At 59.7% G+C, this 26,827-nt stretch carries 8 protein-coding genes; 1 reads left to right on the forward strand and 7 read right to left on the reverse strand.

All coding sequences use genetic code 11. The features are described from left to right. Positions 1-122 precede the first annotated feature (122 nt). From ACLRGG_RS06300 to ACLRGG_RS06330, 7 genes are all read right to left on the reverse strand, one after another. Positions 123-1,154 carry a Tli4 family immunity protein gene (locus tag ACLRGG_RS06300; RefSeq protein WP_416248920.1) on the reverse strand — a complete coding sequence of 344 codons (1,032 nt, stop codon included), beginning with the start codon at positions 1,152-1,154 and terminating at the stop codon, positions 123-125. Next, on the reverse strand, positions 1,151-1,867 hold the full coding sequence (locus ACLRGG_RS06305) for a hypothetical protein (protein ID WP_416248921.1): 717 nt from the start codon (positions 1,865-1,867) through the stop codon (positions 1,151-1,153). Before ACLRGG_RS06305 ends, ACLRGG_RS06300 begins: the two co-directional genes overlap by 4 nt. A 73-nt stretch (positions 1,868-1,940) precedes the next feature. Continuing rightward, on the reverse strand, positions 1,941-2,411 hold the full coding sequence (locus tag ACLRGG_RS06310) for an esterase/lipase family protein (protein WP_416248922.1): 471 nt from the start codon (positions 2,409-2,411) through the stop codon (positions 1,941-1,943). Next, a complete protein-coding gene (locus ACLRGG_RS06315; RefSeq protein WP_416248923.1) occupies positions 2,395-2,685 on the reverse strand; it encodes a hypothetical protein in 291 nt (96 codons plus the stop codon). The genes ACLRGG_RS06310 and ACLRGG_RS06315 overlap by 17 nt, the downstream gene beginning before the upstream one ends. A gap of 448 nt (positions 2,686-3,133) precedes the next feature. Next, complete coding sequence (gene rcsB / locus ACLRGG_RS06320) at positions 3,134-3,784, reverse strand: response regulator transcription factor RcsB (protein WP_067705624.1); 651 nt, start codon at positions 3,782-3,784, stop codon at positions 3,134-3,136. 1 nt (position 3,785) lies between these two features. Next, a complete protein-coding gene (rcsD, locus tag ACLRGG_RS06325) occupies positions 3,786-6,446 on the reverse strand; it encodes a phosphotransferase RcsD (RefSeq protein ID WP_416248924.1) in 2,661 nt (886 codons plus the stop codon). 20 nt (positions 6,447-6,466) lie between these two features. After that, positions 6,467-7,621, reverse strand: coding sequence for an MFS transporter (locus ACLRGG_RS06330; RefSeq protein WP_416248925.1), 1,155 nt, complete (start codon positions 7,619-7,621; stop codon positions 6,467-6,469). A 610-nt stretch (positions 7,622-8,231) separates the two neighbouring features. On the opposite strand from ACLRGG_RS06330, the gene ACLRGG_RS06335 reads away from it, so the two are divergent. After that, entirely contained in the window at positions 8,232-26,495 is an 18,264-nt protein-coding gene (locus tag ACLRGG_RS06335; RefSeq protein ID WP_416248926.1) for an Ig-like domain-containing protein, read from the forward strand. Positions 26,496-26,827: the final 332 nt, after the last annotated feature.

Raw genomic sequence — 26,827 nt, forward strand, 5'->3', positions numbered from 1 at the left:
AAATGTGCTGTGGCCGGACGCCAATGGAAACGTTACTTGATGGAAAACACATCTGGGCTGAGAAAAATTTAAACCAGATGTAATCTGACGGACACCTGTATAAATAACCGGTAACTGTCAGATCAGGTCTGAGCTAATACACTTAATGTCAGGTCAATAATCGGATGTCGGAAATCCACTATTTTTTCATTAGCGATGACATTAAAAAGTAGCTGTCCGGACGGATTGTCGGGGGATTTTTCAGACGGAGCGGTGTTAAGCCATTCATCGGCCCCGAACCCGGCTATCTGTGTTTTGTTTTTGCGTAATGTTCGCGCATTGATCTTAGTCAGATAAGGCTGAATTTCATGACTCCGCTCCAGCATGCTTGCTGGAGCGCCAAGATAAGTATTCGTGGAAACCGAAAGTGAAAAGACCGGACTGTGCGGATAGACAAAGGTAATATTTTCCTTCGGCTGTCCGTTCCCGTCACGGATAAACCCTTCCGAAATAAAGGTTCCCGGCTGCGTCGGGATTTCCTCGTCCTTTCGCCCGCTCAGACGGGACATTACATCCTGAAGCTTTGCCAGTTTTTGCGGCTTGTTATTCGCCATCCAGGCGGGTCTCCCGGCCTCATCCCGCAAATAAAACGCGCGTTCTTCCTTATAACGCGGATCAGAATAATCCGTAATATGCTGGGTGAGGATAAACGCCACCCCATTAACGTACAGGTGTCCTTCCAGAGTGCGCCCAAAGCCCGGCACGCTCTCGTTTTTATTGCGGTCAAATATCACCGCGTTCTCACTCAGCCGGATCATCTGCTTCAAAAACGGCTGATCACTCGGATCAACCGTATGTCCGTTCTGTAATTCCTGCCCCCGCCGCCGGATACGCTGCTCAAACGCCGGACGGTAGAGCCGTTTACTGCTGATGCTCACCTCGTTAATCCGGGCACGGTCCCTCAGGGTATTTTCAAACGAGGCGGGAACCTCAAATACATAGCGGCCCACACACTGGGCTTTGGTGGTGGCAAACAGGGTATCAACCATACGTTTTTCCTTGTTCGTTAACGCCGGCGGCGTATGCACAAACGTTACATAGTGGTGAAGATAAAATCCTGCCGCCAGCAGCAGCATTGCCAGCGGGATAAGCAGGAGAAGAGGGGGTTTTTTCATGGCGCCGGTACCTGCTGGACGATTTTCACCACCGGGCGCACCGTAAACAGCAGGGCGTCTGACAGGTCACTGTAAACCGAACGGGCGCGGTCCACGGGGTCAGCGGCATAAGCGCCTTCATGATCAACATCCGTGCCCAGGATCCCGCGTATTCGCGCGGCATGCATTCGCACCGCGTTCACCGGCACCGTGCCGTCACCCGGGCTCCCGGAGGAGAGCAGTTCAAAAGTGATATCCCCATCATACCGGTACGTCGGTGACGACGGAACGTGATAGCCTCTCGCCGGTAAGGGCGACCGCAGAACCGATCGTTCCTTCCACGTCAGGAAGGCATCAGACGGATTGTCCACGCTGGCACCGTAAAACAGCCAGGTCTGCGGATGGTATTTACCGCTTAACTTCTCAATGAATTTTATAACGTCTTCATTTATCCTCGTCTCAAACTCGCTCCACGCTTTTTCCGTATCCCCCAGCAGCAGATCCTGCTCACACAGCCGCCACCAGGCCGTTTTGTTCAGATAAATTTCCTTATACGGGTCGTCCACCGGCAGGGACAGCCGGGTTGTGCTGCCCTCGATTTTCAGCCAGCCCGGACCATAGGCCCTGCCCGGCAGCAGCTGTAGCGGACCGGGGGACTGTGCCAGTACCGGCATCAGCTTTTCTGCACTGTCCCCGATAATCATCCCGGTAACGCCGCGCTCACCGGTTTTCATGCGCCGGTATGCCGCTGCGAGCCCAGGTCAGGCATTACGCCGTGTACAATCTCCAGAATATTTTCCTGCCCGTTCATGTTCTCGGGTAGTGCCGGGCAACCAGTCCCCCTATCGGGTGGGTGACCAGTATCACCTTTTTCACTGCCAGACGATGATGATAATCCAGCAGTACCCTGCTGATATACTTTCCCAGCAGCGTCGCCGAGTCCGCACTGGACTGCAGCCAGTTATAGCCAAAAACGTGCAGCGGGTATAAAAATCGGTGGCCGTGGGCCGTTTCTTCTTCGGTCAGCACCTGTTCCGGCGGCTCGTCGCCTATCCTCACGCCGGTAAAACGCTGTCGCGCCGTCTGCAGCTGCGCTTCCCTGAAGTAATTATCCATCAGGATATCGTCGTCACTGAGCAGGTACTGCAGCCGGTCGAGCGCCTCACCGTAGCTCTTGTAAAAGGCGTATCCCCATCCCCGCTCCCGCCGGGAGGGGAATTTTTTGCCATCCGCCCCGTCGTTAAAAATCGCCCCGCTGTCATCAGGGGTTGTGGTCATCGGATCGAGAAGCTGCTTTCTTTTTTTTTGCGTTGGCAAGCGGCCATTTTATGAGTGATGAAGTACTGAACTGCCAGACTTCACCGTCTTCATTTTTCAGGTTTGACCCCATTACGCCCGGAATAAAAATCACCGGGATCACTTTTTCGGGTGGCATAAGGCAGACCGCCACGTGATGTTTTTCTATCGGCTGGGGAATGACCTCGTAATGAAACCGCCCGTTGTCATCCCAGATGGGACGATGGTAAGAACGGTTTTCGCTTTTGTCGTCCATGCGTTGAGTTCCTGATATTCTCCGTCGGAAACGGCATCATCTCATAACCCCTCAGGGCCGGACTTAACTCAAATCACGGTTTGAAAGGCGTGGCTGAGGTGTTTAAACCGTTTTAGAAGTGACAGCCTGCGCCGGTGTTGAAGCCATTAAGCGAATGCCTTTTGAAACCATCACTAAAGATACCGTGCCAGGGATCCCAACGACTGCCGGTACTACCGGTCAGATGCGAAAATCTGTGCGGTCTGCCCATTACGTTACCCATGTAGGTGGGGCAGTAAGATGCAGAAGGGATGCGGAGCTTAGCGTTTGCGAAACAACATCATGGTCATTGTTATGTGCAGCTCTGTGGTCTCCGGTCGCTACAAAAGACAAACCCCACGTAAAAACGTGGGGTTTGTCGGTAAGGGTGGAGCTTAGCTCCACCCTTTATCGTTATGCCGAAGGGCTATCAGTCTTTCTCAATCGGCATGGTGCTGACGGAGGAGAGATAGTTCAGCAGCGCGATATCGTTCTCGACGCCGAGCTTCATCATCGCCGATTTCTTCTGGCTGCTGATGGTTTTGATGCTGCGATTCAGCTTCTTGGCGATTTCAGTCACCAGGAAACCCTCGGCAAACAGGCGTAACACTTCGCTCTCTTTTGGAGAAAGACGCTTGTCGCCGTAGCCACCCGCGCTGATTTTCTCCAGCAGTTTTGCCACGCTGTCCGGCGTATATTTTTTGCCTTTCTGCAGGGCGGCCAGCGCCTTAGGCAGATCGGTTGGTGCACCCTGTTTCAGCACAATACCTTCGATATCCAGATCGAGCACGGCACTGAGGATCGCCGGGTTATTGTTCATGGTGAGAACGATAATCGACAGATCGGGATAGTGACGCTTGATATACTTGATAAGCGTAATGCCGTCGCCATACTTCTCGCCTGGCATCGACAGATCGGTAATCAACACGTTAGCATCAAGCTTGGAAAGATTATTGATCAGGGCCGTGGAGTCTTCGAACTCGCCAACGACGTTTACCCATTCAATTTGTTCGAGTGACTTGCGAATACCGAACAGAACAATCGGGTGGTCATCGGCAATAATTACGTTCAGGTTGTTCATTTTATTGGTTACCTTGCTGCAGCAGATGGTTGACGTAAAGGTCAATCTCACTGGTGGTATTTTTAATGTTTGAATCGTCACACTCTTTAATGTGCAGTTCTAACGTTTCACAAAGCTCCTTGCCCGGTGTTAAATTGAGCATGGCAAACACGCCCTTGAGGCGATGCGCAGTCTGAGCAAGTGAACTCAAGTTCCTTTCCGCTGCCTCATTATACAATCTCTTGACATCATCTGGTACTGTATCAACGAAGAGCTGGAAATATCCTGGTGCAAAAAGCTGCACATCCTCCTGCCGATCGCTCTGGTCGGGGTCAGTGTCGTCCTGGGCCAGCTGAAGTTCAATAAGCTGAAGCAGAGCATCCTGCATCGCGCTGCTGATATTGAAGTTCACCCTGAACTTGTCTTTCGACAGTGCACTGTAGCCCGCTTCATCATCCGTGAGTAACAGCGACCACGGCGTCAGGCGCGCCGGGTCGTCGGTGACCAGCACATCATGATCCTGACCGGAAAAACGTTCGTCAGGCGTGATGCAGCTGGCACCCCAGTTTTCTAACTGATGGACGACAATTTTACGGATATCGTCCACGGTAATATCAATAAGCGCCGTCACGCCCTCCAGCAGCTTCTCCTCCTGAGCCTGTAAATTCTCCTGCGGCGCGTGGACCTGAATACTGTATCGCGTGCCGATATCAGGACGCGCAACAATCTCCAGATGCCCTCCCAGCTGTTTGCAGAGCTGTTTGCAAAGGAAGAAGGCCAGTCCGGATGCCTGACCAAAGCGATCCTGGGTGGTTTCACCAAGGAAGGGGAAATCGGTATTGCCCATCTCATCCACGGTCAGACCCGATCCGGTATCGACCATTTCAATCGACAGGCGATCGGGGCGATCGGCCGGAGAGGTCACTTCAATGCTGATGCGCCCCCAGGTGGTACTGGTAATGGCGTAATGTAGCAGGGTTGAGAGGATTTTATACAGCGCCCGTCGGTCGCCATAGCGATTCTCATCAAGATTCAGACGATTACCTACTACCAGCGCCAGCCCTTTACGACGCAGGGAGGGGAGAGCTTCTGACACCAGCTCATCGAGCAGGCTTTGCAGATTAAAGGCGCCCGCGTCCGGTGCCCAGTCCAGCGTTTCCAGACGATTAAGCAGCACGATATCATCCACCAGCCTGCTCAGGGCCTGCGCTGACTCCAGCGCATCGCTAAGCTCATCGCTGGCGTGCGCCTCACCCGTAGCCTGTAAACGCGTAATGACGTCCACCAGCGGCTGGTTCAGCGCGTGACCGAGATTTTGCAGCAGCTGCTGGCGGGTTTGATGATTCTTATCCAGTACCTGCTGGGCTTTTTGCAGCTTTTTGTTCACCAGCAGTTCGCGATCCTGATCGCGCATCATAAACAGCTGCGTATTGGGTGAAAGCTGGCTGCGGGCGTGACGGATCTCATAGACCTCATTGTTGACGGTCGCCTGCAACACGCCCTGGTGCTGGTCGGACATATTAATGATTTTTTGCAGGTTCAGATGCGGCAGCAGATGCTCAGCAATTTTATTGCTGATGATGGTGCGGTTATTGGCAAAATCGTAGACCAGCAGCCCCACTGGCAGGCTGCCGACGATCTCCTCGTTCAGCACGCGCAGCGAGTCCAGTTCAGCACTCTGGTTTTCACTCGGGCGCAGCGACTGCTTACGCAGCATAAACAGGCCGATAAACGACAGGACCAGCATGGCAATGCTGGCCAGCAGCGGCCACATCAGATTGTGCAGCGTATCCACCAGCAGACCGGTAATGGGCACCCGATAAACTAACTCCAGCGGCGTACTGGGGAGAGAGGCCGAAATCTCCACATTGGGGTTAGCCAGGGTTATCCGGGTACTCTGGGTTACGTCACCGGCATCGCTAATTTCACTGCTTCCTGCCGCATCCTGCTTAAGCTGGAAATTCTCCAGCGGCATATTCATCGGCATCAGGTCGTTAATCGGCAGATCGAAAGCCACTACGGTTGCCAGATGCCCCGGCTGATTAAAGGTAGTGCGTACCGTGAAGTAGTGATCGTTCTGCCAGGCCAGGCGGCGCAGGGAGGAGAAGCTTTCCCGTTCATCCAGCGCATTAGCCTGCTGGAGCATCTCCGCGCGACGCGCATCAACGATACTGCTGATGGCGCTCTCTTTATAGCGCGTGGCCATATCTTTAAGCGGCAGGGTGGAGATAAGGATCAGACTGTTATCCTGGCCGTTGAGAAAGTACATCGACCAGGTGCTGTTTTCGGCGCCCCACAGGGTATCAAGATAGTTGGACATGCGCTGCGTCATATCCAGCGTGCTGCTGTCGTGCGAGCCGAAGATTAACGCTTCGGTTTTACGCCGGGTCTTTTCAAGATAGTAGACGTCCGGGCGTAGCCGCGTCTCCTGCAGGCTGTTAGGTGGCGTTCCTGCGGCGCTGGCCGCCAGGTTCTCATAAATCTGCCAGGTGGCGAAGCGATAGGTATCAACGCGTTTTTGCATCGCGTGCGCGATATCTGCCATGGCGTAGCGTTTATCCGTAAGCCAGCAGCTTACCGCGCTATGGATCATAAATCCGATGCCCAGCAGCAGGACCATAATAAACACCACGAAGAAGCGCGTGACGTTACCTGAAGTTAGGGGAAATTTGTATGGCAGCATAGCGTAGCGTGAGATCTCAGTTAACGTGTTATCAGCCGGGCGCTGGCGGCGACAATGAGCAGCAGAACGGCAATCACACTAAAAGCCGCTGCCAGACCATATCCTTGCGAAATAAACCCTATCAGCGCCGGACCTGCCAGAATACCCGCATAACCAATGGTTGTCATTGAGGAAATCGCCAGATTAACCGGCATGACGCGTTGATTTCCTGCGGCACTGAACATAATCGGTACGGCGTTTGATGCGCCTAATCCCACCAGCACGAAACCGACGAGCGTCATGGTCGCACTGGGGACGGACACCGCCAGCAGCAAACCGCCCGCCGCGCACAGGGTGCCGCAGCACAGCGTCGCCGTACGCCCGCAGAGACGAACGATGCGGTCTCCCGTTAGCCTGCCCAGCGTCATGGCAACCGAAAACAGCGCGTAGCCCAGGCCGGCATGAGAGTGCGGCAGGCCGCGGAGCTGGGTCAGAAACAGCGCGCCCCAGTCGAGAATCGACCCTTCGGTCAGAAACAGAATAAAGCAAAGCCCCCCCAGAAACAGCACCCAGGCCTGAGGGAGCACGAACAGCGGCGCGCCCTGCTGATGAAGGCGCTGGCTGAGCAGATGACGCTGGCACAGGCCGAAGAGTGCCATAAGCACGACGGCGACCAGTGCGACGGCCTGCACCGGCGAAAGCCCCAGCGCCAGAGCGGCACTCACGCTACCGGCACCCACTATTCCACCCACGCTGAAAAAGCCGTGAAAGCCCGACATCATGGCGCGACCTGAGGCTTTCTCCACCTCTACGGCCTGGATATTTATGGCCACATCAACCAGCCCGATAGCGGCGCCAAACATCATCAGCGATAGCGAGAGCAGCAGCGGGGTGTCCAGCGTCGCCAGCAGCGGCAGCGCCAGCACTATAAATGCGCTGCCCAGCGCGATGATGCTGCGGCAGCCAAAACGGCCCACCAGCATGCCGGTAAGGGGCATCGCGATAAGCGAACCCAGCCCTAAAAACAGCAGAAGGGTTCCCAGCGAGCCGTCCGTAAGCTGTGCGCGATCTTTGGCATAAGGCACCAGCGGTGCCCAGGCGGCCATGCCCATGCCTGCAATAAAAAATACGGTACGCGTCGCCTGCTGGGTGGCACCCGCGCTGGCGCTGGCCTGTCGGACATCCCTGATGGTCATTGTTGTTTATCCGCCTGTTGCGAAGAGCGCTACTTTTTATCACATCCCGCTTTATGAATGAAGAAAAGGCGACGGTGGAGCGCGGTCAGCCGGCGACCTGGCGAATTATTGCGCATTTGCCTTAGGGCCAGCCTGTGCCCTCTATCACAATACCTTATAAATTATTCGCTGGATCGACGCATCTCACTTCCGTCTGGGCAGGGAAAAGGCAAAACAGCGCCGTGAATTTATTCATTTAAGCGAAATTTTTCCCTAAGACAAATCAGATGATTACCGTAAATTTGTGGAATTAATGAGCGCCTTTGATTCTGAAATAAAACCGCAGGCTATGCTTTTCAATCAGTATTTCTTATTATTTAGATAGATTTTTATCACGTTAGCTGGGCATATTCTTTCTTACTATCTGAAATGAAAAATTATAAATAGTAAGACTACCAGTCCCATTTAACCGCGTTTTGTTGTTCATGATCTGCCAAAGATCGCTTTTATACCAGGTGAATGCCGGTCTGATTTATAGGCCGGTGAAACTTTATGTTGCGATTAATGTGAAGATTTACTTCATGTTTTTATTCGTAAACTTTAAAACTACATCTGGTGTATATGAGGTCTTATGGCTCAAATTAATGATGGCAGCGCTGAAATTCTTTCTCGCGACGACGGCAAACTTCTTTCACAAGCCACTGCGGGAACCTCGCATACCGTTCCGCTGAATCAACCAAGCGTGGTGAAGATCCACGGCACCCGAGCCATGGTTAACCAGTTTGACCGTCAGGGTAATGATCTGGTACTGCATATGCACGACGGTAGCGTGGTGCGCTATCAAAAATTCTTCCTGGATGACGTTGACGGTGACCACAGCGAGCTGGTCTTCGACGATGGGGTTAATCCCGCTGAGCATGCGCTGTTTCCCGTTACCAGCGAGCTGGGCGATCTTCAGACGGCGGTGGCGATGACGCCGCAGTACGAATCGCTGGGCGCGATTGATACTCTGCTGCTGGCTGACACGGGGGCAACCAGCGGCGTAATGACCGCCGCCGGTTTTGGCGCATTGGGCCTGGCGGGGCTGGGTATCGGCGCGTTGGCCAGCGGTGGCGGCGGCGGCGGCGGCGGCGGGAACAACAGCGGCGCCACGCCGGGCGGGACGGATGGCACCACCCCTGGCGGCGGCACGACGACGCCCGGCGGGGGGACCACCCCGATTACGCCCACCCTGACGATTGACCCTTTTACCGGCGATGCGATCCTCAGCCCGGGCGAAAAAACCAGCGTTCAGGCCGTGACGGGCAGTACCACTAATGCCGAAGCCGGTAGCCTTGTCACTCTGGTACTCAATGGTAAAACCTACACCGCCAGCGTGGATGCTGAGGGGCACTGGAGTATCTCACTGCCGACAGCGGATTTAGCCGCGCTGCCCGATGGCGCGAATACTCTTAGCGCCAGCGTCACCAATAACGAAGGTAACAGCGCCAGCGCCAGTGAAAATATCACCGTTGAATCCAGCGCGACTGTACCCGCCGCGCCCGGAATTACTGTCGCCACCTTTGCCGGAGACGACGTGCTGGACGGCGCCGAAAAGGAGATGTCACAAACGCTCTCAGGCACCACCACCAACGTTCAGCAGGGACAAACCGTCACGGTCACCCTTGGCGGCCAGACCTACATCACAACCGTGGGCGCGGACGGCAGCTGGAGCCTCTCCGTGCCTTCCGCCGCCCTTGAGGCATTAGCCGATGGATCTGAAACTATTGGTGCCAGCGTCACTAACGCCGCGGGCGTGACGGCGAGTGCCAGCCACGACTTTACCGTTCTCTCATCCTCCCAGGCCAGCATCAGCATTGATGTCGTGAGCGAAGATGGCTACCTCAGCGTCGCGGAGGCGCAGGCGCCTATGATTGTCACCGGGACATCAACCGGGCTGGCGGCGGGCACGGTGATCAGCGTCACTCTGGAGCCGCAGCCTGCAAATTCCTTTTTAAGGATCCTGGCAGTCACCAACCCGGTAGATAATCGCTCCTACAGCGCCACCATTAATGCTGACGGAACCTGGAGCCTCACGGTACCGCCCGAGCACCTGCAGCTGCTTTCAATCGGAACGCATCTGTTTAATGCCTCCGGGATGGCAGCAGATGGGACAATGGTATACAACAGCACCCCCGCAACGCTGGATGTCAGAAACGTCATGCCGGATGCCACCCCGGAACAGCCCTTCGGCGATGACGTGCTGAACGCCAGTGAGGCGAGTGCCGGACAGACGATCACGGGCAACACCGGCGTAGTCGCGTCCGGCCAGACGGTCACCCTGACCCTGGGGGGCGTGAGCTATACCGGTACGGTCAACAGCGACGCCAGCTGGAGCCTTTCGCTGCCCGCCGACGCTCTGCAAAATCTGCCGCAGGGCAGGAATGAATTTACCGTGCTGGTCACCGATCCGGCGGGCAACAGCGCCACCACAATCACCCCCTTTGACGTGATGACCGTGCCGCCGGTACTCAGCGTCACGCTACCCGACGGCCCGCTGAATCAGAGTGAGGTGACGCAGCCCTTGACCATCAGCGGCTCCAGCCCGGGCAGTGACACCGTGACCGTCACGCTGAACGGATTGACCTATACCGCCGCCGTGAATGCAGACGGCAGTTTTAGCGTCAATATCCCGGCCTCCGACCTGCAACAGATCGCCGACGGCGATGCGACAATCGGTATTACGGCAACTGACCTGGCAGGCAACGCCACCGCGCAAACCAGCACGATTTCAATTGATACCCTGCCGCCGACCGTCTCCGTCGATACCATCTCCGGCGATGGCTATGTCAATGCCGGAGAGTTAGCCCTGCCGCTGCAAATCAGCGGCGTCACCGAGCCGGGAAGCCAGGTGCTGGTGCGGCTTGACGGTCTTGATTTGACCGCAACCGTTAATGCGCAGACCGGTGCCTGGTCCGTCACGCTGAGTGATGCGGACAAGGCCGCGATTGTCGATGGCACCTATACCGTCACGGTGATCGCCACCGATCCGGCCGGCAACAGCACTACAACTTACACCGACGTCACCTTTGCTACCCAGTTTGGCAATCTGCCTGCGCTGAACCTTAATCCGCTGACCGGGGATGGCGTGCTGGATGGCGCGGAGGTGGCGGTTAATCAGGAGCTGACCGGTACAGCCAGCCACGTTCAGGCTGGACAGCAGATTACGCTGGTGCTGGCCGGCGGGGATACCTTTACCGGCACGGTACAGGCCGGGGGCGGGTGGAGTATCACCCTGCCATCCACGGTGCTGAGCGCCCTGGCGGAAGGAACCCAAAGCTTCACCGTCAGCGTCAGCGACGTGGCGGGTAACGGCACGACCGCCAGCGGAAGCTTTGTGGTGGCGACGGACAGCAGCGTCGCCACGCTTGCGTTCGCGCCGGTCAGCGGTGACAACGCGCTGAATGCGACCGAAGCGCAGTCCGATCTGGTGGTCAGCGGCAGCAGCACTGGCCTGGCGGAGGGAACTCCCCTGACGGTAACCTTTAACGGCGTGGATTATGCCACGACGGTTGCCGCCGGTGGCGGCTGGAGTACGACGCTCCCCGCCTCTGCGCTGGATAGCCTGGCGAACGGCACCTACACGCTGGTGGTCACGGGTGCAGATGCGACCAATAACCCGGTGACCAGCGAAAGCGATCTGCTGGTTCGCACGCAAATCAGCAATAATATCGAGATCGTCGCGCCCTTTGGCGACGGCATTCTGAATGCCAGCGAGGCGGCCGTGCCGCAGACCCTCACCGGTAACTCCAGGGTGGCCTGGCCGGACCAGGCGGTGAGCGTGACGATAGGCGGCATCAGCTATCCTGCCACGGTAAACGCGACTACCGGCGCCTGGAGCCTGACGCTGACGCCGGACGTATTGCAGGCGCTGGCGGAGGGCAGTCAGGAGATTACCGTCACGGTAACGGACTCGCTGGGCAACAGTCTTTCGTCCGTCACGCCGCTGACCGTGGACACCATACCGCCTGCGCTGGCCATCACCGCCGTGGGCGACAATAGCGTTATCAACGGTGAAACCCATAACCTGCCGCTGAGCGTGAGCGGCACGGCGGAGGCGGGCAGTACCCTGGTTGTTGAGCTGGATGGCGTCAGCTACCGCACGGTGGCGGATGGCAACGGGCAGTGGAGTGTGGATATCGCCGCCTCGACCCTGCAAACGCTGCCGGACGGTAAGTATGATATCAGCGTTACCGCGACGGACGCGGGCGGCAACATCGCCACCGCCCTGGCCCCCATTGCCGTCGATACCGTCCCGCCAGCCGTCACGCTGGCGGTCATATCGGGTGATGGCTACCTCAATGCGGCCGAGCATGCCGACGATCTGCTGCTGAACGGTACGGCAGAGGTCGGTTCCACCGTGGTGGTAAGCCTGAACGGCGTCAGCTACGAGGCCACCACTGATGGCAGCGGCAACTGGACCCTGACCGTCCCGGCTGCCGCCGTCAGCGTCCTGGCCGATGGTCGCTATGACATCACCGCGCAGGCCACCGACGCTGCCGGTAACGTCGCCACCGCCACGCAGCCGCTGGCGGTCGTGGCCGAGGCTGCTGACCTGCCGACCATCAGCGTATCCGCATTTACCGGCGATAACGTGCTGGACGGTGCAGAGCAGGGGCTGTCACAGCCGATGACCGGTACGACTACCCACGTCCAGGAGGGGCAGCAGGTCAGTGTAACGATGAACGGCGACCAGTACAGCGGCACCGTGCAGGCAGACGGCAGCTGGAGCGTACTGATCCCCGCCAGCGCCTTTGCCCAGCTGGCAAACGGTGCGCAAAACTATACTGTCGACGTAACCGACATCGCCGGTAACCCGGCCAGCGCCAGCGGCAGCTATAGCGTGGATAACACCTTTAGCGCCGTGGCGATTGGGGTGATCAGCGACGATAATATGCTGAATGCCGTTGAGGCGCAGAGCGATCTGGTGATTAACGGTAGCAGCCGCTTTGTGTCGACGGGCGCGCGGATCCTGGTGCGCTTTAACAGCGTTAACTACACCACCCTGACCGAAAGCGATGGCAGCTGGAGCGTGACCGTACCCGCGAACGCCCTGACGGGCCTGCCTAACGGCAACCTGACGGTCACGGCGACCACCACCGACATCAACGGTAATGAAATCACCACCACCCATAACCTGAACTCCAGCGTTAACCCCGATTTCACCCTCACGCTTGATACGCCCTTTGTTGACGGCTCACTCAATGCTGCTGAAGTGGGTGTCGATCAAACGCTGAGCGGCACCACCGGGGTGACCGGCATTGGGCAGGTGGTGAGCCTGGTTATCGCCGGCATCACCTATAACGGCACGGTCGATGCTAACGGTAACTGGTCTGTTTCACTGCCTGTGTCGGCACTGCAAACGCTGCCGGAGGGCAGCACGGCCCTGAGCGTGACCGCGACCGATTCCGCAGGCAATACCACTACGCTCGCCAGCAGCTTTATCGTGGACACCATTCCGCCAGTGCTGACGGTAGCGGCCATTTCTGAAGATTATCAGCTTAACCTTGCAGAACAGGGGCAGCCGCTCGCCATCAGCGGCACTGGCGGGCAGGGGGATACCATCAGCCTGACGCTGAACGATCAGACCCTGACCGGAACGGTTTCCGCAACGGGGAGCTGGGATATTACCGTTCCGCCTGCCGCGCTGCTGGCGCTGGCCGACGGCAGCTATGACGTTGTCGTGACCTCAACCGACGCGGTGGGTAACGCCACCACGCTGATCCGCACCCTGGTCGTCGATTTGACGCCGCCGGTGGTCACGATTAATGCCGCCTCGGAAGACGGCTATCTGAATGCGGCGGAAGGCACGCAGCCGCTGGTGGTCAACGGCATGGGCGAAGCGGGTAATACCATCAGCGTTGAGCTGAACGAAGTGGCGTATTCCGCAGTGGTTGCCCCTGACGGACAGTGGGCGCTGACCATTCCCGGCGATGTGGTGAATGCGCTGAATGACGGCAGCTATACGCTGAACGTCACCGCCAGCGATGCGGCAGGCAATACTACCCTGACCAGCACGCCGCTGGTGGTCGATAAATCTGCACCAGCCATTTTCATCTCAGACGTCACTGCAAATAACATCATTGACAGCGCTGAACAGCAGGTTGATCAGATCCTGACAGGCATCGCGACCAACGTTGAGGCGGGACAAACCCTGACCCTGACCCTTAACGGGCAGGATTACACCACCACTATTGAGACCGGCGGCGGCTGGCAGGTTACCCTGCCGGCGCTGGCGCTGGCGTTGCTGGCTAACGGTCAGCAAACCCTTAGCGCCACGGTCACCGATCTGGCAGGCAATACCGGCCTGACCGAAAAAACCTTCAGCGTTGATAATACACTCAGCAGCATCGCCTTTGAGCCGCTGAGTGGCGATGGCTACCTTAACGCCGTTGAGGCGGAGTCCGCGCTGACGGTAAACGGGGTGACGGCTAACGTCGCGGGCGGCAGCACGGTGACCTTCACCCTGGGTGGGGTCAGCTACACCAGCGCCGTCAATGCGGATGGCAGCTGGTCGGTGACGGTGCCTGCGGCGGATCTGGCCGGACTTGCTGACGGACCGCAAACGGCCATCGCCAGCGTGACCGCCAGCAGCGGTATCACCTATACCTCGCAGGATACGCTGGACGTTTATATCACCCGCGTGCCAGGCCCGACGCTGCAAACGCCGTTTACCGACGGCACACTGACCCATAACGAAGCGGATATTATTCAGACCCTGAACGGCACCACGGGTGAGCTGGGCAACGGGCAGACGGTTAGCGTGAATCTTGGCGGAACGGATTATGCGGCAACGGTCAACACTTCCGGCGTCTGGACGCTGGCGCTGGATCCGCAGATCCTCCAGGCCCTGCCGCAGGGGCAAACTACCCTGGTGGTCACCGTGACCGACGTGGCGGGCAACACCGCGGCGCTTCCACCGGCGGCGGTGATCATTGCCACCACGCTACCGGCGGTCACTCTCGATCCACTGGCAGGTGGAGATGGCATTATTAATGCCGCTGAACAGGCCAGCCCGCTGGATATTAGCGGGACAGGCAGCGTGGGCGATACGGTCAACGTGCTGCTGAACGGACAGCAATACTCAACGGTGGTGGAGGACACCGGCCGCTGGGCAGTCACCGTTCCGGCTGCCGACCTGGCGCAGCTGGCTGACGGCCCATACGGCGTGCAGGTAACCGTAAGCGACGCCTTCGGCAATACCACGTCGCAGACGCTGCCGCTGGCCGTTGACACCGCAGCCCCGGCCTTTACGCTCGATCCCGTTACCGGCGACAACATTATTGACCAGGCGGAGCAGGGGCAGCCGCTGGATATTACCGGAACCGGCACTGTCGGTGATACCGTCTCGGTCACGCTGGCAGGCGACACCTTCACCACCACGATAGGCAGCAACGGGCTGTGGGCGGTTAACGTGCCAGCCGCCACGCTGGCTAACCTCACCGAAGGCGACAATACCCTGACCGTTGCGGTAACCTCGGTAGCCGGTAACGCCGCCGCGCAGGATACCACCCTGCTGCTGGATACCACGGTGGATATCGCCCTGATCATTAACACCGTGGCGGGCGACGACATTATTAACGCAGCCGAAGCCGCGCAGGGCGTGACGGTAACCGGCAGCGTACCGGATGAGACCACGGCGGTGACCCTGACCTTTAACGGCGTCAACTATACCGCCACGGTCGGCGCAAATGGCCTGTGGACGGCGGCGATCCCCGCCAGCGCCCTGGCCGGGCTGACCGACGGCAATTACTCACTCACCGCGACAGCCACGGCGGTAAATGGCGGCACGGTAGCCGTGCCGCATACTATTGCGCTGGATACCACGCTACCGACCTTTACCCTGGCGCCGCTGGCGGGGGATGGCGTGATTAATGCCACCGAACAGGGCCAGCCGCTGCTGGTCAGCGGTACGGGTGAGGTGGGCGACACCGTGCGTGTCGCCCTCAATGAGGCAGTTTATACCACCACGGTCAACGCTGACGGCAGCTGGTCGCTGCCGGTTCCAGAAGCGCAGCTGGCAGGTCTGACGAACGGTGTTTATACGGTTGACGTAACGGTTAACGATGCAGCGGGAAATATCACCACGCAAAGCACGCCGCTGACCGTGGATCTGACGCCGCCGCTGTTGACCATCGATCCGGTGGCGGGTGATGGCCTGCTGAATGCGGAAGAGCAGATGCTGCCGCTTACCGTCAGCGGCATGGGCGAGCAAAACGCCACCATTACCGTGACCCTGGAAGGAACAGATTACACCACCACCGTGGGCGCCAACGGCCAGTGGTCGCTGGCGATCCCGGCTGCCGACCTGGCCGGGCTGGCTAACGGCAATTACCCGCTGACGGTGGTGGCGACCAGCGCAGTGGGCAACGTGACCACCGGGGAAGCGCCCTTAACGGTGGTGGCCGATACCGCCACGCTGCCGACGCTGACGCTGAATGAATTCGCCGGTAACAATATTCTTGATGGCGCGGAACAGCAGGTGGATCAGCCGATCACCGGCACAACCACCTTTGTGCAGGAGGGCCAGTCTGTCACCGTTACCTTCAATGATGTTAACTACAGCGGCCTGGTGCAGGCCAGCGGCGCATGGAGCGTGCTCATCCCCGCCGCCGTACTGGCAGATCTGCAAAATGGCAGCCAGACCTACAGCGTAACGGTGGGTGACATTGCCGGCAACGTCGTCACCGCGGTGGGCAGTTACGTCGTGAATACAGCCCTCAGCGCGGTAGCGATTGAGCCGGTTAGCGGCGATGGCTATCTCAATGCCGCGGAAGCGCAGGGCGATCTGACCATCGTCGGCGCCACCAGCAACGTCCCGGCGGGCAATACGCTGACGGTGACCCTGAACGGCACGGACTACCAGACTGAGGTGGCGGCAAACGGCAGCTGGCAGGTGGTGGTGCCGTCCGCCGTGCTGCTCGCGCTGCCGGACGGGCCGCTCGCCGTTACCGCCAGCGCAACGGATGCGGCCGGGAATACGGTGACCAGCGATACGACGCTCAACATCGCTATCACCACCGTGCCCACCCTCACCATTGATACGCCATTTACCGATGGCACGCTGAACGCTGAGGAAGCCGCCACAACGCAGACGCTGACCGGCAGCACCGGCGAAACCGGCGATGGTCAGACGGTGAGCGTGGTCATTAACGGCGTGACCCTGACCGGGACGGTGGACGGTAACGGTAACTGGAGCGTCGATCTTCCGGGTAACGTCCTGCAGCAACTGCCACAGGGTACGACCCCGGCGACGGTCACCGTGAGTGATGTGGCGGGCAATACGGCCACCACTGATCTGACCCTCACCGTAGACACCCTCCCGCCTGCGCTCACCATTGCTACCCTGGCCGGAGATAATATTCTTAATGCCGCCGAACAGGGTAACGATCTGGCGGTCAGCGGGACCAGCGCATCCGGCGCGGCCATCGTGGTCACGCTAAACGGGGTAACCTATACCACTACCGTAGCGGAGGATGGCGTGTGGACGCTGACCATCCCTGCGGGGGATCTGGTCGCGCTGGCCGACGGCAGCTATGCCGTCAGCGTGAGTGCGACCAGCGCGGCGGGTAACAGCAGCGCCGCCGAGACGACGCTGGCAGTGAAAGCGGCGGCAAACGATCTGCCGACGCTGACCGTTGATGCCTTTGCGGGCAACGATATTGTGGATGGCGCGGAACAGCAAACCGATCAGCTGTTAAGCGGGACTGCCGCTAACGTGGAGCAGGGACAGACGCTTACGGTGATCCTTAACGGCCAGGTATACACCACGCAGATTGAAGCCAGCGGCGCATGGAGCGTGGCGATCCCTGCCAGCGCCCTCGCTGAGCTGGCCAACGGTACGGCAACATTTAACGTGGCGGTGAGCGACGTGGCCGGCAATCCGGTTAACGCTACTCACGACGTTACCGTTAACAATCTGGCGGCGGGCATTGCCATCGATCCCCTTAGCGGTGATGGCTATCTGAATGCGGCAGAGGCACAGAGCGATCTGATCGTCTCCGGGGCGACGCAAAACGTCACCGCCGGCAGCACGGTGACCGTCACCTTTAATAACCAGACCTTTACCGGCGAGGTAAGGGCAGATGGCGTCTGGAGCACCATTATTCCTGCCGCCGCGCTGGCGGGGCTGCCTGACGGCACGGCGGCGCTGATCGCCAGCGTGGTCGATGCCACGGGGGCGGCTCTGAGCCGCAGCGACACGCTGATTGTGCAGGTTAACGCCCTGCCGCTGGCAACGGCGGACGCGCCGTTTGATGACGGCATCCTTAACGGCAGCGAAGCCGCCATAACCCAAACCCTGAACGGCACTACCGGGGTAACGGGCGATGGACAGGTCGTTTCGGTAGTCGTGGGTGATGCGGCCTTTACCGGCACGGTTGACAGCAACGGCAACTGGAGCGTGGTGGTGCCTTCCACGGCGCTGCAGGCGCTGCCGCAGGGTGATAACGCACTTCAGGTCACCGTGGCCGATGCGGCGGGCAACAGCAATACGCTGGCGGTGCCGTTCGGCGTGGATACCGTACCTCCTACGCTGACGCTGAATACCCTCGCCGGAGACGGCGTGGTCAATGCCAGCGAAGCGGCTGCCGAAATCACCGTTAGCGGCGGCAGCGCAGGTGCGGAACCCGGGCAGTTAGTTACCGTTTCTCTCAACGGGCAGAATTACACCACAACGGTCGATGATGTTGGCAACTGGAGCCTGCAACTGCCAGCGGGTCTGCTACAGGCATCGCCTGACGGCAGCTATCCGGTGGTGGTCACGCTGAGCGACACGGCAGGCAACAGCGTTAGCGAAACCTCCGATGTGATCCTCTCCACCGCTGCGCTGCAGCCGGAGATCGCCAACCCCTTCATCAATGGCTATGTCAATATCGCCACCTCGCAGAGCGATCAGCTGCTGAGCGGGACGACCGGCGCGGACGGTGCCGGGCAGACGGTGGTAGTGAATATTGCCGGAACCGACTACGCGGCGACCGTGGACAACGCGGGCAACTGGACGCTGCCGGTCAGTGCCGCGACCTTGCAGGCGTTGGGCGAGGGCATTCAGCTGATTACCGTTACCGCGACGGACGCGCAGGGCAATACAGGCGTGGCGGACAACTCGATCACCGTTGATCTGATTGCCCCGGCGCTGAATGTTAACGCCATCGCGGGCGACAACGTCATCAATGCGGTAGAAATGGTGCAGCCGATATCCATAGGCGGCACGGCTTCGGTGAGCGAAGCGGGCCAGCAGGTTTCGATTTCCTTTAACGGCCAGACCTACCAGCAGGCGGTGCAGGGCGATGGAAGCTGGCTGCTGGATCTGCCTTCAGGCGTTACCCTGGGGCTGGCCGATGGCAGCTATCCGGTTATCGTTACGCTCACTGACCTGGCCGGAAACGTCACCACCCAGACGCTGAACGTCACCGTGGACGCCGCGACTGCCGATCTGCCGACTCTGACCGTCGGTACGGTATCCGGCGATGACTATATTAATCAGGCGGAGGCGGGCCAGGATCTCACACTCTCTGGTACCACCACCAATGTGCCGGAAGGACAGACGGTTACGCTGACCCTGAATGCGGTGACCTACACGGCGACGGTACAGGCCGATGGCACATGGACCACCGTCGTCCCGGCCGCCGCAGTCGGCGCGCTGGCGGATGGCGCGCAAACGCTGAGCGCGTCGGTCAGCGATATCGCCGGGAACGTCGCCAGCGCCACGCATGATGTGACGGTGATTGCCCAGGCGGCGGATTTACCGACTCTCACGATCAATCCGGTCACCAGCGATGACACGGTGAACTATCAGGAAGCACAGAGCGATGTGAACCTTACCGGAACCAGCCAGCATATTCCTGCCGGGGACACGGTCACGGTAACGATGAACGGTAAGACCTATACCGGCACGGTCGATGCGGACGGGACCTGGAGCGCAACCGTACCGGCTGCGGATGTGCAGGCGCTTAGCCAGGGAAGCAACAGCGTCACCGCCAGCGGCAGCGACGTGGCGGGCAATCTCGCCACCTCGACGGAAAACTTCACGGTCAACACCACGCCGCCGTTACTGGATGCGCGGCTTGATACGGGCACCGACGGCGTGCTGAACCTGGCGGAAGCCGTGGCGGGGCTGCCGGTCAGCGGCACCACCGGGGCGGGCCTGACGGTCAGCGTCACCCTCAACGATAAACTCTACAGCGCCACCTCAGACGCTGATGGCAACTGGAACCTGACCATTCCGGGCAGCGATTTGCTACAGCTGGCTGATGGTCAGGCCCAGGTGGGGGTGTCGGTCACCGACACCAGCGGCAACACCACCAGCAACCTTCTTGCGCTCGGCATAGCGGTGAATACCCTGCCGCTGCTGACGTTAGCGACGCCGTTTGCCGATGGTCTGGTGAATGCGGCTGAGGCGGCGACCGATCAGACCCTGAGCGGCGTTGCGACCAATCTGGTCGAGGGCACCGCGGTCACGGTGACGATAGGCGCCCTGACCTTTAACGGTACGGTCAATGCCGACGGCAGCTGGAGCGCCACCGTTCCGGCGGACGCGCTAACCGCCCTTGGCGACGGCGCATTCCAGGTGGCGGTAACCAGTGCCGATGCTGCCGGGAATCCGGCGAGCGCCGGGGCCAGCGTTGAACTGCTGGTGAATACGCTGCCTGCTGCCACCATCAATACGCCGTTTATCGACGGCCTGCTAAACGCGACGGAGGCCGGGGTCGAACAGGCAATAACCGGTACCACGGGTATTGTCGGTAGCGGACAGACCGTCACCCTGACCATTGATGACAACAGCATCACGGCCACGGTCGATCAAAACGGCAACTGGCAGGCAACGCTGACGCCGACCCTGGCGGCCACGCTCGGCAATGGCGACCATACGATCAGTGTGACTGTCACCGACCGGGCAGGCAATGCCAGCACTGGCGAACTGGGCTTTAGCGAAATTGTGACCGGACTGCCTGCACCCACCCTGGTGACGCCCTTTACCGATGGCCTGCTCAATGCCGCCGAGGCTGCGGCAGGTGGCGCGCTGAACGGCGTAACCGGTACTACCGGGCCTCAGACGGTCAGCGTAATCATTAACGGCACCGCCTATCAGGCCGTCGTGGATACCACCACCGGCGACTGGAGTCTGGATCTGCCTGCCAGCGTACTGGTGACGTTACCGGATGGCAACTGGCCAGTTAGCATCGTGGCAACGGACGCCGTCGGCAACGTCGGCACAGTAAGCGGCGGTCTGGTTGTGGATATCAATGCGCTGCCGGACGTCTCAATTCAGCTGCCGTTTGGCGATGGGCAGCTCAACGTGGCCGAAGCGGCCGTGGCGCAGACCCTCAGCGGATCGACCGGAAAAATTGCGGCGGGGCAGAGCGTAACCGTCAGCATTGACGGAGGAACCTCGCTTGTGGCTGACGTCAGCGCCAACGGCGACTGGTCACTGACCCTGACGCCGGCGCAGCTCACCGCGCTGGGCAGCGGCACACACAGCCTGGCGGTCACCGCCACGGATATCGCGGGCAACACCGATACCGCGGACCTGAACTTCAACGCGCTGCTCAGCCTGCCTGCGCCGGTAATTGATACGCCGTTTGGTGACGGCGTGCTTAATATCAGCGAGGCGGGTACCGCCATTGCCCTGAGCGGCACCACCGGCGTGGTGGGGACAAACCAGGGTGCACAGATCCATATTGATGTGGGGGGCCTGGTGTGGAACGGCACGGTGGATGCGGAGGGCAACTGGAGCGTTTCCCTGCCTGCCGGGGCATTAAACGCCCTGGGCAGCGGTACGCATACGCTCGATCTCACCGTTACCGATGGCGCAGGCAATACCGGCACCACCAGCGTTGACTTTACCGCCGCGCTGACCGCGCCCGTACCGACGCTGGATGTACCTTTTGTTGACAGCTTCCTGAATGCGGCGGAAGTTGCGGCTGGCGCGACCTTAACCGGTACCACCGGGGCAACGGGTGACGGTCAGACGGTGACCGTCACGCTCGGCGGCACCAACTATGCCGCCGCAGTTGGCACCGACGGCACCTGGACGCTGGATCTGGCCAGCGACAGCCTGACGGAGCTGGCGGAGGGGAACCAGACCATTACGGTGCTGGCTACCGATGCGAACGGCAACGCCGCCACGGCAAACGGCAGCTTTGTGGTCGATACCGTTGCGCCCGCCATCACCCTTAACCCGTTTACCGGCGACGATACGCTGGACTATCTGGAGAGCCTGACCACGCAGACCCTGAGCGGCACCACCAGTGGTTCCAGCACCGGTGAAGTGGTCACCGTCACTGTTGGTACGGCAACGGTGAGCGGCTACGTGCAGGCTGACGGCAGCTGGTCGGTCAGCCTGACTCCGGCGATCCTGGCCCAGCTGGGTACCACCGGTGATACCGGCACCATTGGCGTCAGCATTGCCGATGCTGCGGGAAACACCGGCACGGCGACGGCCAGCGTGGCGGTCGATCTGACCGTGCCCGAGGCCCCGCTGCTGACGCTGGCGCCGCTCTCGGATGACAACATTATCAACGGCAGCGATGCGGCAACCCTGACCATAAGCGGGACCTACGCCAATCTGCCTTCCACGGGCGGCGAAGTTTCCGTGACCATCAACGGCGTGCAACAGACGGAAACTTTTGCCGTCGTCGAGGCTAACGGGACCTGGAGCATCACCGTTCCTAACGACGCTGCCGATATTCCTGAGGGGACGCTGACGGTAACAGCCAGCCTGACCACCGATGACGGTACGACTTATAACAGCTCCACCAGTGTGCTGGTGGATCGTACGGCACCGACCCTGACCATCAATGCCTTTGCGGGTGACGATGTGCTGAACGTTAGCGAGGCGGCGCTTGGTCAGACCGTTACCGGTACGGCCTCCCTATCGGAAGCGGGGCGCGCGGTTAACCTCACCCTGAATGGCAAAAACTACAGCGCCGTGGTACAGGCGGACGGCAGCTGGTCGGTCGCGCTGGCCGCAGGCGATTTGCAGGCGCTGGGCCAGGCGGGCAATACGCTGGCCGTCAGCCTGACGGACGCGGCGGGTAACGTTGGCTTGGCCACGCATGACTTCCAGGTCGACACCGCAGCGCCGCTGCTCCAGGTGGATGCCCTGCTGGGCACCAACGTGCTGAACGCGGCGGATATTCTGGCAACGCAGGTGGTGACCGGGACCGCCTCAGGGGCTGCCGGCCAGACCATCGGGCTCTATCTGGGCGACAGCTCGCCGCTGGCGACCGCCCTGGTTAACGCCGATGGCACCTTTAGCATCAGCCTGGCGCCGGAAGTGCTGAGCAGCCTTAACGACGGCGCGCTGGTATTTGGCCTGCGGGTCAGCGACGCTGCCGGAAACGAGACGGATGCCACCCTGACGGTCAACAAAGTGGTCAATGCCGGGCTGACGCTGGTGGTGGATCCCCTGTTCGGGGACGGCTTCCTTAACGCGGCGGATACGGCGGTGGCGCAGACTATTAGCGGCGTGGCTACCGCAGCGGGCATTGGCGCGACGGTATCGCTCACGCTGGGCGGCACCACGTTAACGGTGGATGTGGGGCAGGATGGCCGCTTTGCGCTGGTCGTGCCGCCGAGCCTGCTGGGCCTGCTGAGCGACGGAACCACTACGCTGGATCTGGTACTGACCGATGCGGCCGGGAATACGCGTACTCTGCCGGAAACCGTTACCACCCTGCTGGAAGCGCCGGTACTGGCGCCGCTTACCGGGCTGTTTGGCGGCGATAACCTGCTGAATATCGCGGAAGCCGCCGTGGCACAGACCGTGACGGGAACGGTGTCCAACGCTGTGGCCGGTTCGGCGGTCACCGTAATGCTCGGCACCAAAGCCTACCAAACCACGGTGGGGACGGACGGCAGCTGGAGCGTCTCTATTCCGGTACCGGATCTGAGTTCGCTGGCGGAGGGAACTCAGTCCCTCAGCGTCAGGGTCGTTGATCCGGCGGGTAACGCCACCACCAGCGCGGTCGATGTGGGCATTTTCACCGCGCAGCCTGCCATCAGCCTCAGTCCAATATTTGGCGATGGCATTCTCAATATCGCCGATGCGCTGGTTAACCAAACCATCAGCGGCACCGTCACTAACGCTGCCGCAGGGAGCACCATTATTTTGACGATAGGTAACTCAAGCATACAGGCGACGGCAGGACAAAACGGAGCGTTCAGCGCGACCGTCACGCCCGCTATTCTGGCAACGCTCACTGACGGTAACCTGACGGTGGGGGCTACCCTGACCGATGCGGCAGGCAATACCGCCACCACCACCGCAGGCCTGGCGGTTAAGCTCACCGCCCCGACGGTCAGCATTAATACGCTGTTTGGCGACGGCCTGCTGAATCTGGCGGATGCGGCGCTAGGCCAGACGGTGACCGGCACCGTGACCGGGGCCGATGCCGGTTCGCGGGTGGTGGTCACGCTGGCGGGTACGCCGTACGTCACCACCACGGCGGCTAACGGTACCTTCAGCCTGGCGCTGACGCCGTCCGTGCTACAGGGACTGGCCGATGGCAACCTGACGGCGGCCGTGAGCGTGACCGACAGCGCGGGTAACACCGCCAGCGCAACCGCGGGTGCGGTGGTGGGCGTACATAATCTGCCTACGGTCACGCTGAATACGCTATTTGGAGATGGCGTGTTGAACCTGGCTGAGTCGCTGACCACGCAGACCATTAGCGGCACCGTCAACAACGTTGCCGCCGGATCCACGGTGACCATTAATCTTGGGAACAGCACGGTGACCGCCACGGTGGCGCAGGGCGGGACTTTCACCGCACAGGTGTCGCCGGCTATTCTCAGCACGCTGCTCGACGGTAATCTGACGGTCGGCGTCTCGGTAAGCGATGGGGTGGGCAATATCGCCACCGCCAGCAGCGGGGTGAAGGTGGGAACCCACACAACGCCAGCGCTGGCGCTGAACACCATCTTCGGCGATGGCGTACTGAGCGCCGCCGATCTCACCTCGGCGCAAACCATCAGTGGTACCGCCAGTAACGTTCCGGCGGGTGCGGCGGTGAGCGTCACGCTAAGTGGCATAACCTATACCACCACGGTAAGCAGTGCCGGGACCTGGACGCTGAACGTACCCAAAGCGGATCTCGCCGTACTGGCTAACGGGACGCAGACGGTCAATGCCACGGTCAGTGACAGCTACGGTAATATCGCCACTGGCAGCGGTTCGCTGAGCGTAATTGCGCAGACGCCGCCGACGGTAGTGATTGGCAGCATATTTGGAGATGGTCTGCTGAACGCGACGGATGCACTCAGCGCACAAACCATCACCGGGACCACCACCAATGCGGAGGGATCTACTCTGACCGTCCGCGTCGGTTCGGCCACGCTGACTACCACGGTGGGCGCCAACGGTGCATGGAGCGTGACGGTGCCCGTCGCCACGCTGGCCGCCCTGCCGGACGGTACCGATACGGTCACTGCCAGCCTGACCAATGCGGCTGGCAATGCGGGCACCGCCAGCTCAAATGTGCTGGTGGGTATCCATACGCTGCCAACCGTCACCCTGAACAACAGCTCGGTGTTTGGCGGCGATCACTACCTGAACCTCAGCGAGGCGAACGTTGCCGAAACCCTGAGCGGCACCTCGACCAATGCAGTCGGCAGCACTGTAACGGTTAATGTGGCGGGGAATATCTACACCACCACGGTTGGCGCGGGTGGGGCATGGAGCGTAAGCGTACCGTCCGGCGATCTGCGCAACATTGCGGATGGCAGCCAGAAGGTCACCGTTACCCTTACTGATGCGGTCGGCAATACGTCCTCCGCCAATGAGAGCTTTACGGCGGTGACGCATAACCTGCCTTATATCGGTGTGAATGCGGTGACTTCCCTGGTCAGCGTCCTGATTAACGGACTGACCATCTCGGGCGGTACGCAAAACCTGGCCCAGGGCACGCAGCTGAACGTCACGCTAAACGGCACTACGCTGCAAACCACCACCGATGCGCGCGGGCTGTACAGCGTGAAGTTTGCGGGCGGTCTGCTCACGGCTCTCAGCCTCAGCAGCATCGTCACGGTGACGGCGGTGGACGTCGCGGGTAACCCGGCTTACACCAGCACCACGCTGCTGCTGGGGTCGCTGCTGCCGGTAGCGGCGGCCTCTGCCAGTGCGAACACGCTGCTGGCAGTGATGGCGGATGACTCCACCAGCGATACCTCCACCACGCATTCGGCCAGCGCAACCAGCGAAGATAGCACCACCGCAGCGGCGCATACCACGGTGGTTCACTCCACGCTGGTGACCGACAGCGATACCAGCAGTACCGATAGCAGCGCGTCCACCAGTGCCGCGGCGACGGCCGGTAGTGCGGAGGAGAGCACAACATCCACTACCGCCATTGCCGACGACAGCAGCTATACCATCGGGGGCGTGGTGATTACCCTGGCGGACGGCACCACCGCCGAGGGAGCCTCGGTAACCGGCAGCAGCGGCGACGACACTGTCACCGTCAGTTCGCTCAACTTCACCCATATCGACGGCGGTGCAGGCACCGATACGCTGGTGCTGGGTGGGGAGCATATGACGCTGGATCTGACGTCGCTGGGAATGAAGGTCGAGCATATCGAAATAATCGACCTCGGTAAGGCGGGTAACAATACCGTCAAGCTCAACCTGAGCGAGGCGCTGAATATTACTGACAGCCAGACGGACGACCTGCTGATTAAAGGGGTTGAGGGCGATAAGGTCCAGCTGGCTAACGGTGAGGGTGGCGTGTGGGAAACGGCAGGCCAGAGAACGGTAGACGGTCAGATTTATGACATCTATCACAACTCTGCCCTTGACGCGGCCAATACGCTGGGTGACGTCCTGGTGCAACATGCGCTTCAGGTCGTGGTGGCATAAGCTAGACGCCCTGCACAAAACGCGGTTTTGTGCAGGGCTTATTCACTAAAGAGGAATTAATCAATGAGTTAGCAGGCGCGATCCGTCTCATAAAAAAAGGGAAAAAATAGATGTAAGTTTTATGTAAGTAATAGCGGAAATACTTATCTAATTAAATATTCATTCAGGATGAATTTCCAGAATTTGGCCAATAGTAAAGGTCCCTTTTCAGTACTAGCTTGTCTTATGCCAGTGCTGATATAAGCAAAGGTTTTGATTTTAACTTGCTGACTTTAAGTTAAAAAATAACTTTGCGCCCGGATTCCTTGCTGAGAATGGTACTAAACATTATT

It is taken from the genome of Erwinia sp. PPS120 (genome assembly GCF_047918655.1).
Taxonomy (GTDB): Bacteria; Pseudomonadota; Gammaproteobacteria; order Enterobacterales; family Enterobacteriaceae; genus Erwinia; species Erwinia tasmaniensis_A.

Coding starts and splice junctions, on each gene's coding strand:
- ACLRGG_RS06315 (WP_416248923.1), bottom strand. CDS start 2,685: ATGGACGACAAAAGCGAAAACCGTTCTTACCATCGTCCCATCTGGGAT.
- ACLRGG_RS06310 (WP_416248922.1), bottom strand. CDS start 2,411: ATGACCACAACCCCTGATGACAGCGGGGCGATTTTTAACGACGGGGCG.
- ACLRGG_RS06305 (WP_416248921.1), bottom strand. CDS start 1,867: ATGAAAACCGGTGAGCGCGGCGTTACCGGGATGATTATCGGGGACAGT.
- rcsB (WP_067705624.1), bottom strand. CDS start 3,784: ATGAACAACCTGAACGTAATTATTGCCGATGACCACCCGATTGTTCTG.
- ACLRGG_RS06335 (WP_416248926.1), top strand. CDS start 8,232: ATGGCTCAAATTAATGATGGCAGCGCTGAAATTCTTTCTCGCGACGAC.
- rcsD (WP_416248924.1), bottom strand. CDS start 6,446: ATGCTGCCATACAAATTTCCCCTAACTTCAGGTAACGTCACGCGCTTC.
- ACLRGG_RS06330 (WP_416248925.1), bottom strand. CDS start 7,621: ATGACCATCAGGGATGTCCGACAGGCCAGCGCCAGCGCGGGTGCCACC.
- ACLRGG_RS06300 (WP_416248920.1), bottom strand. CDS start 1,154: ATGAAAAAACCCCCTCTTCTCCTGCTTATCCCGCTGGCAATGCTGCTG.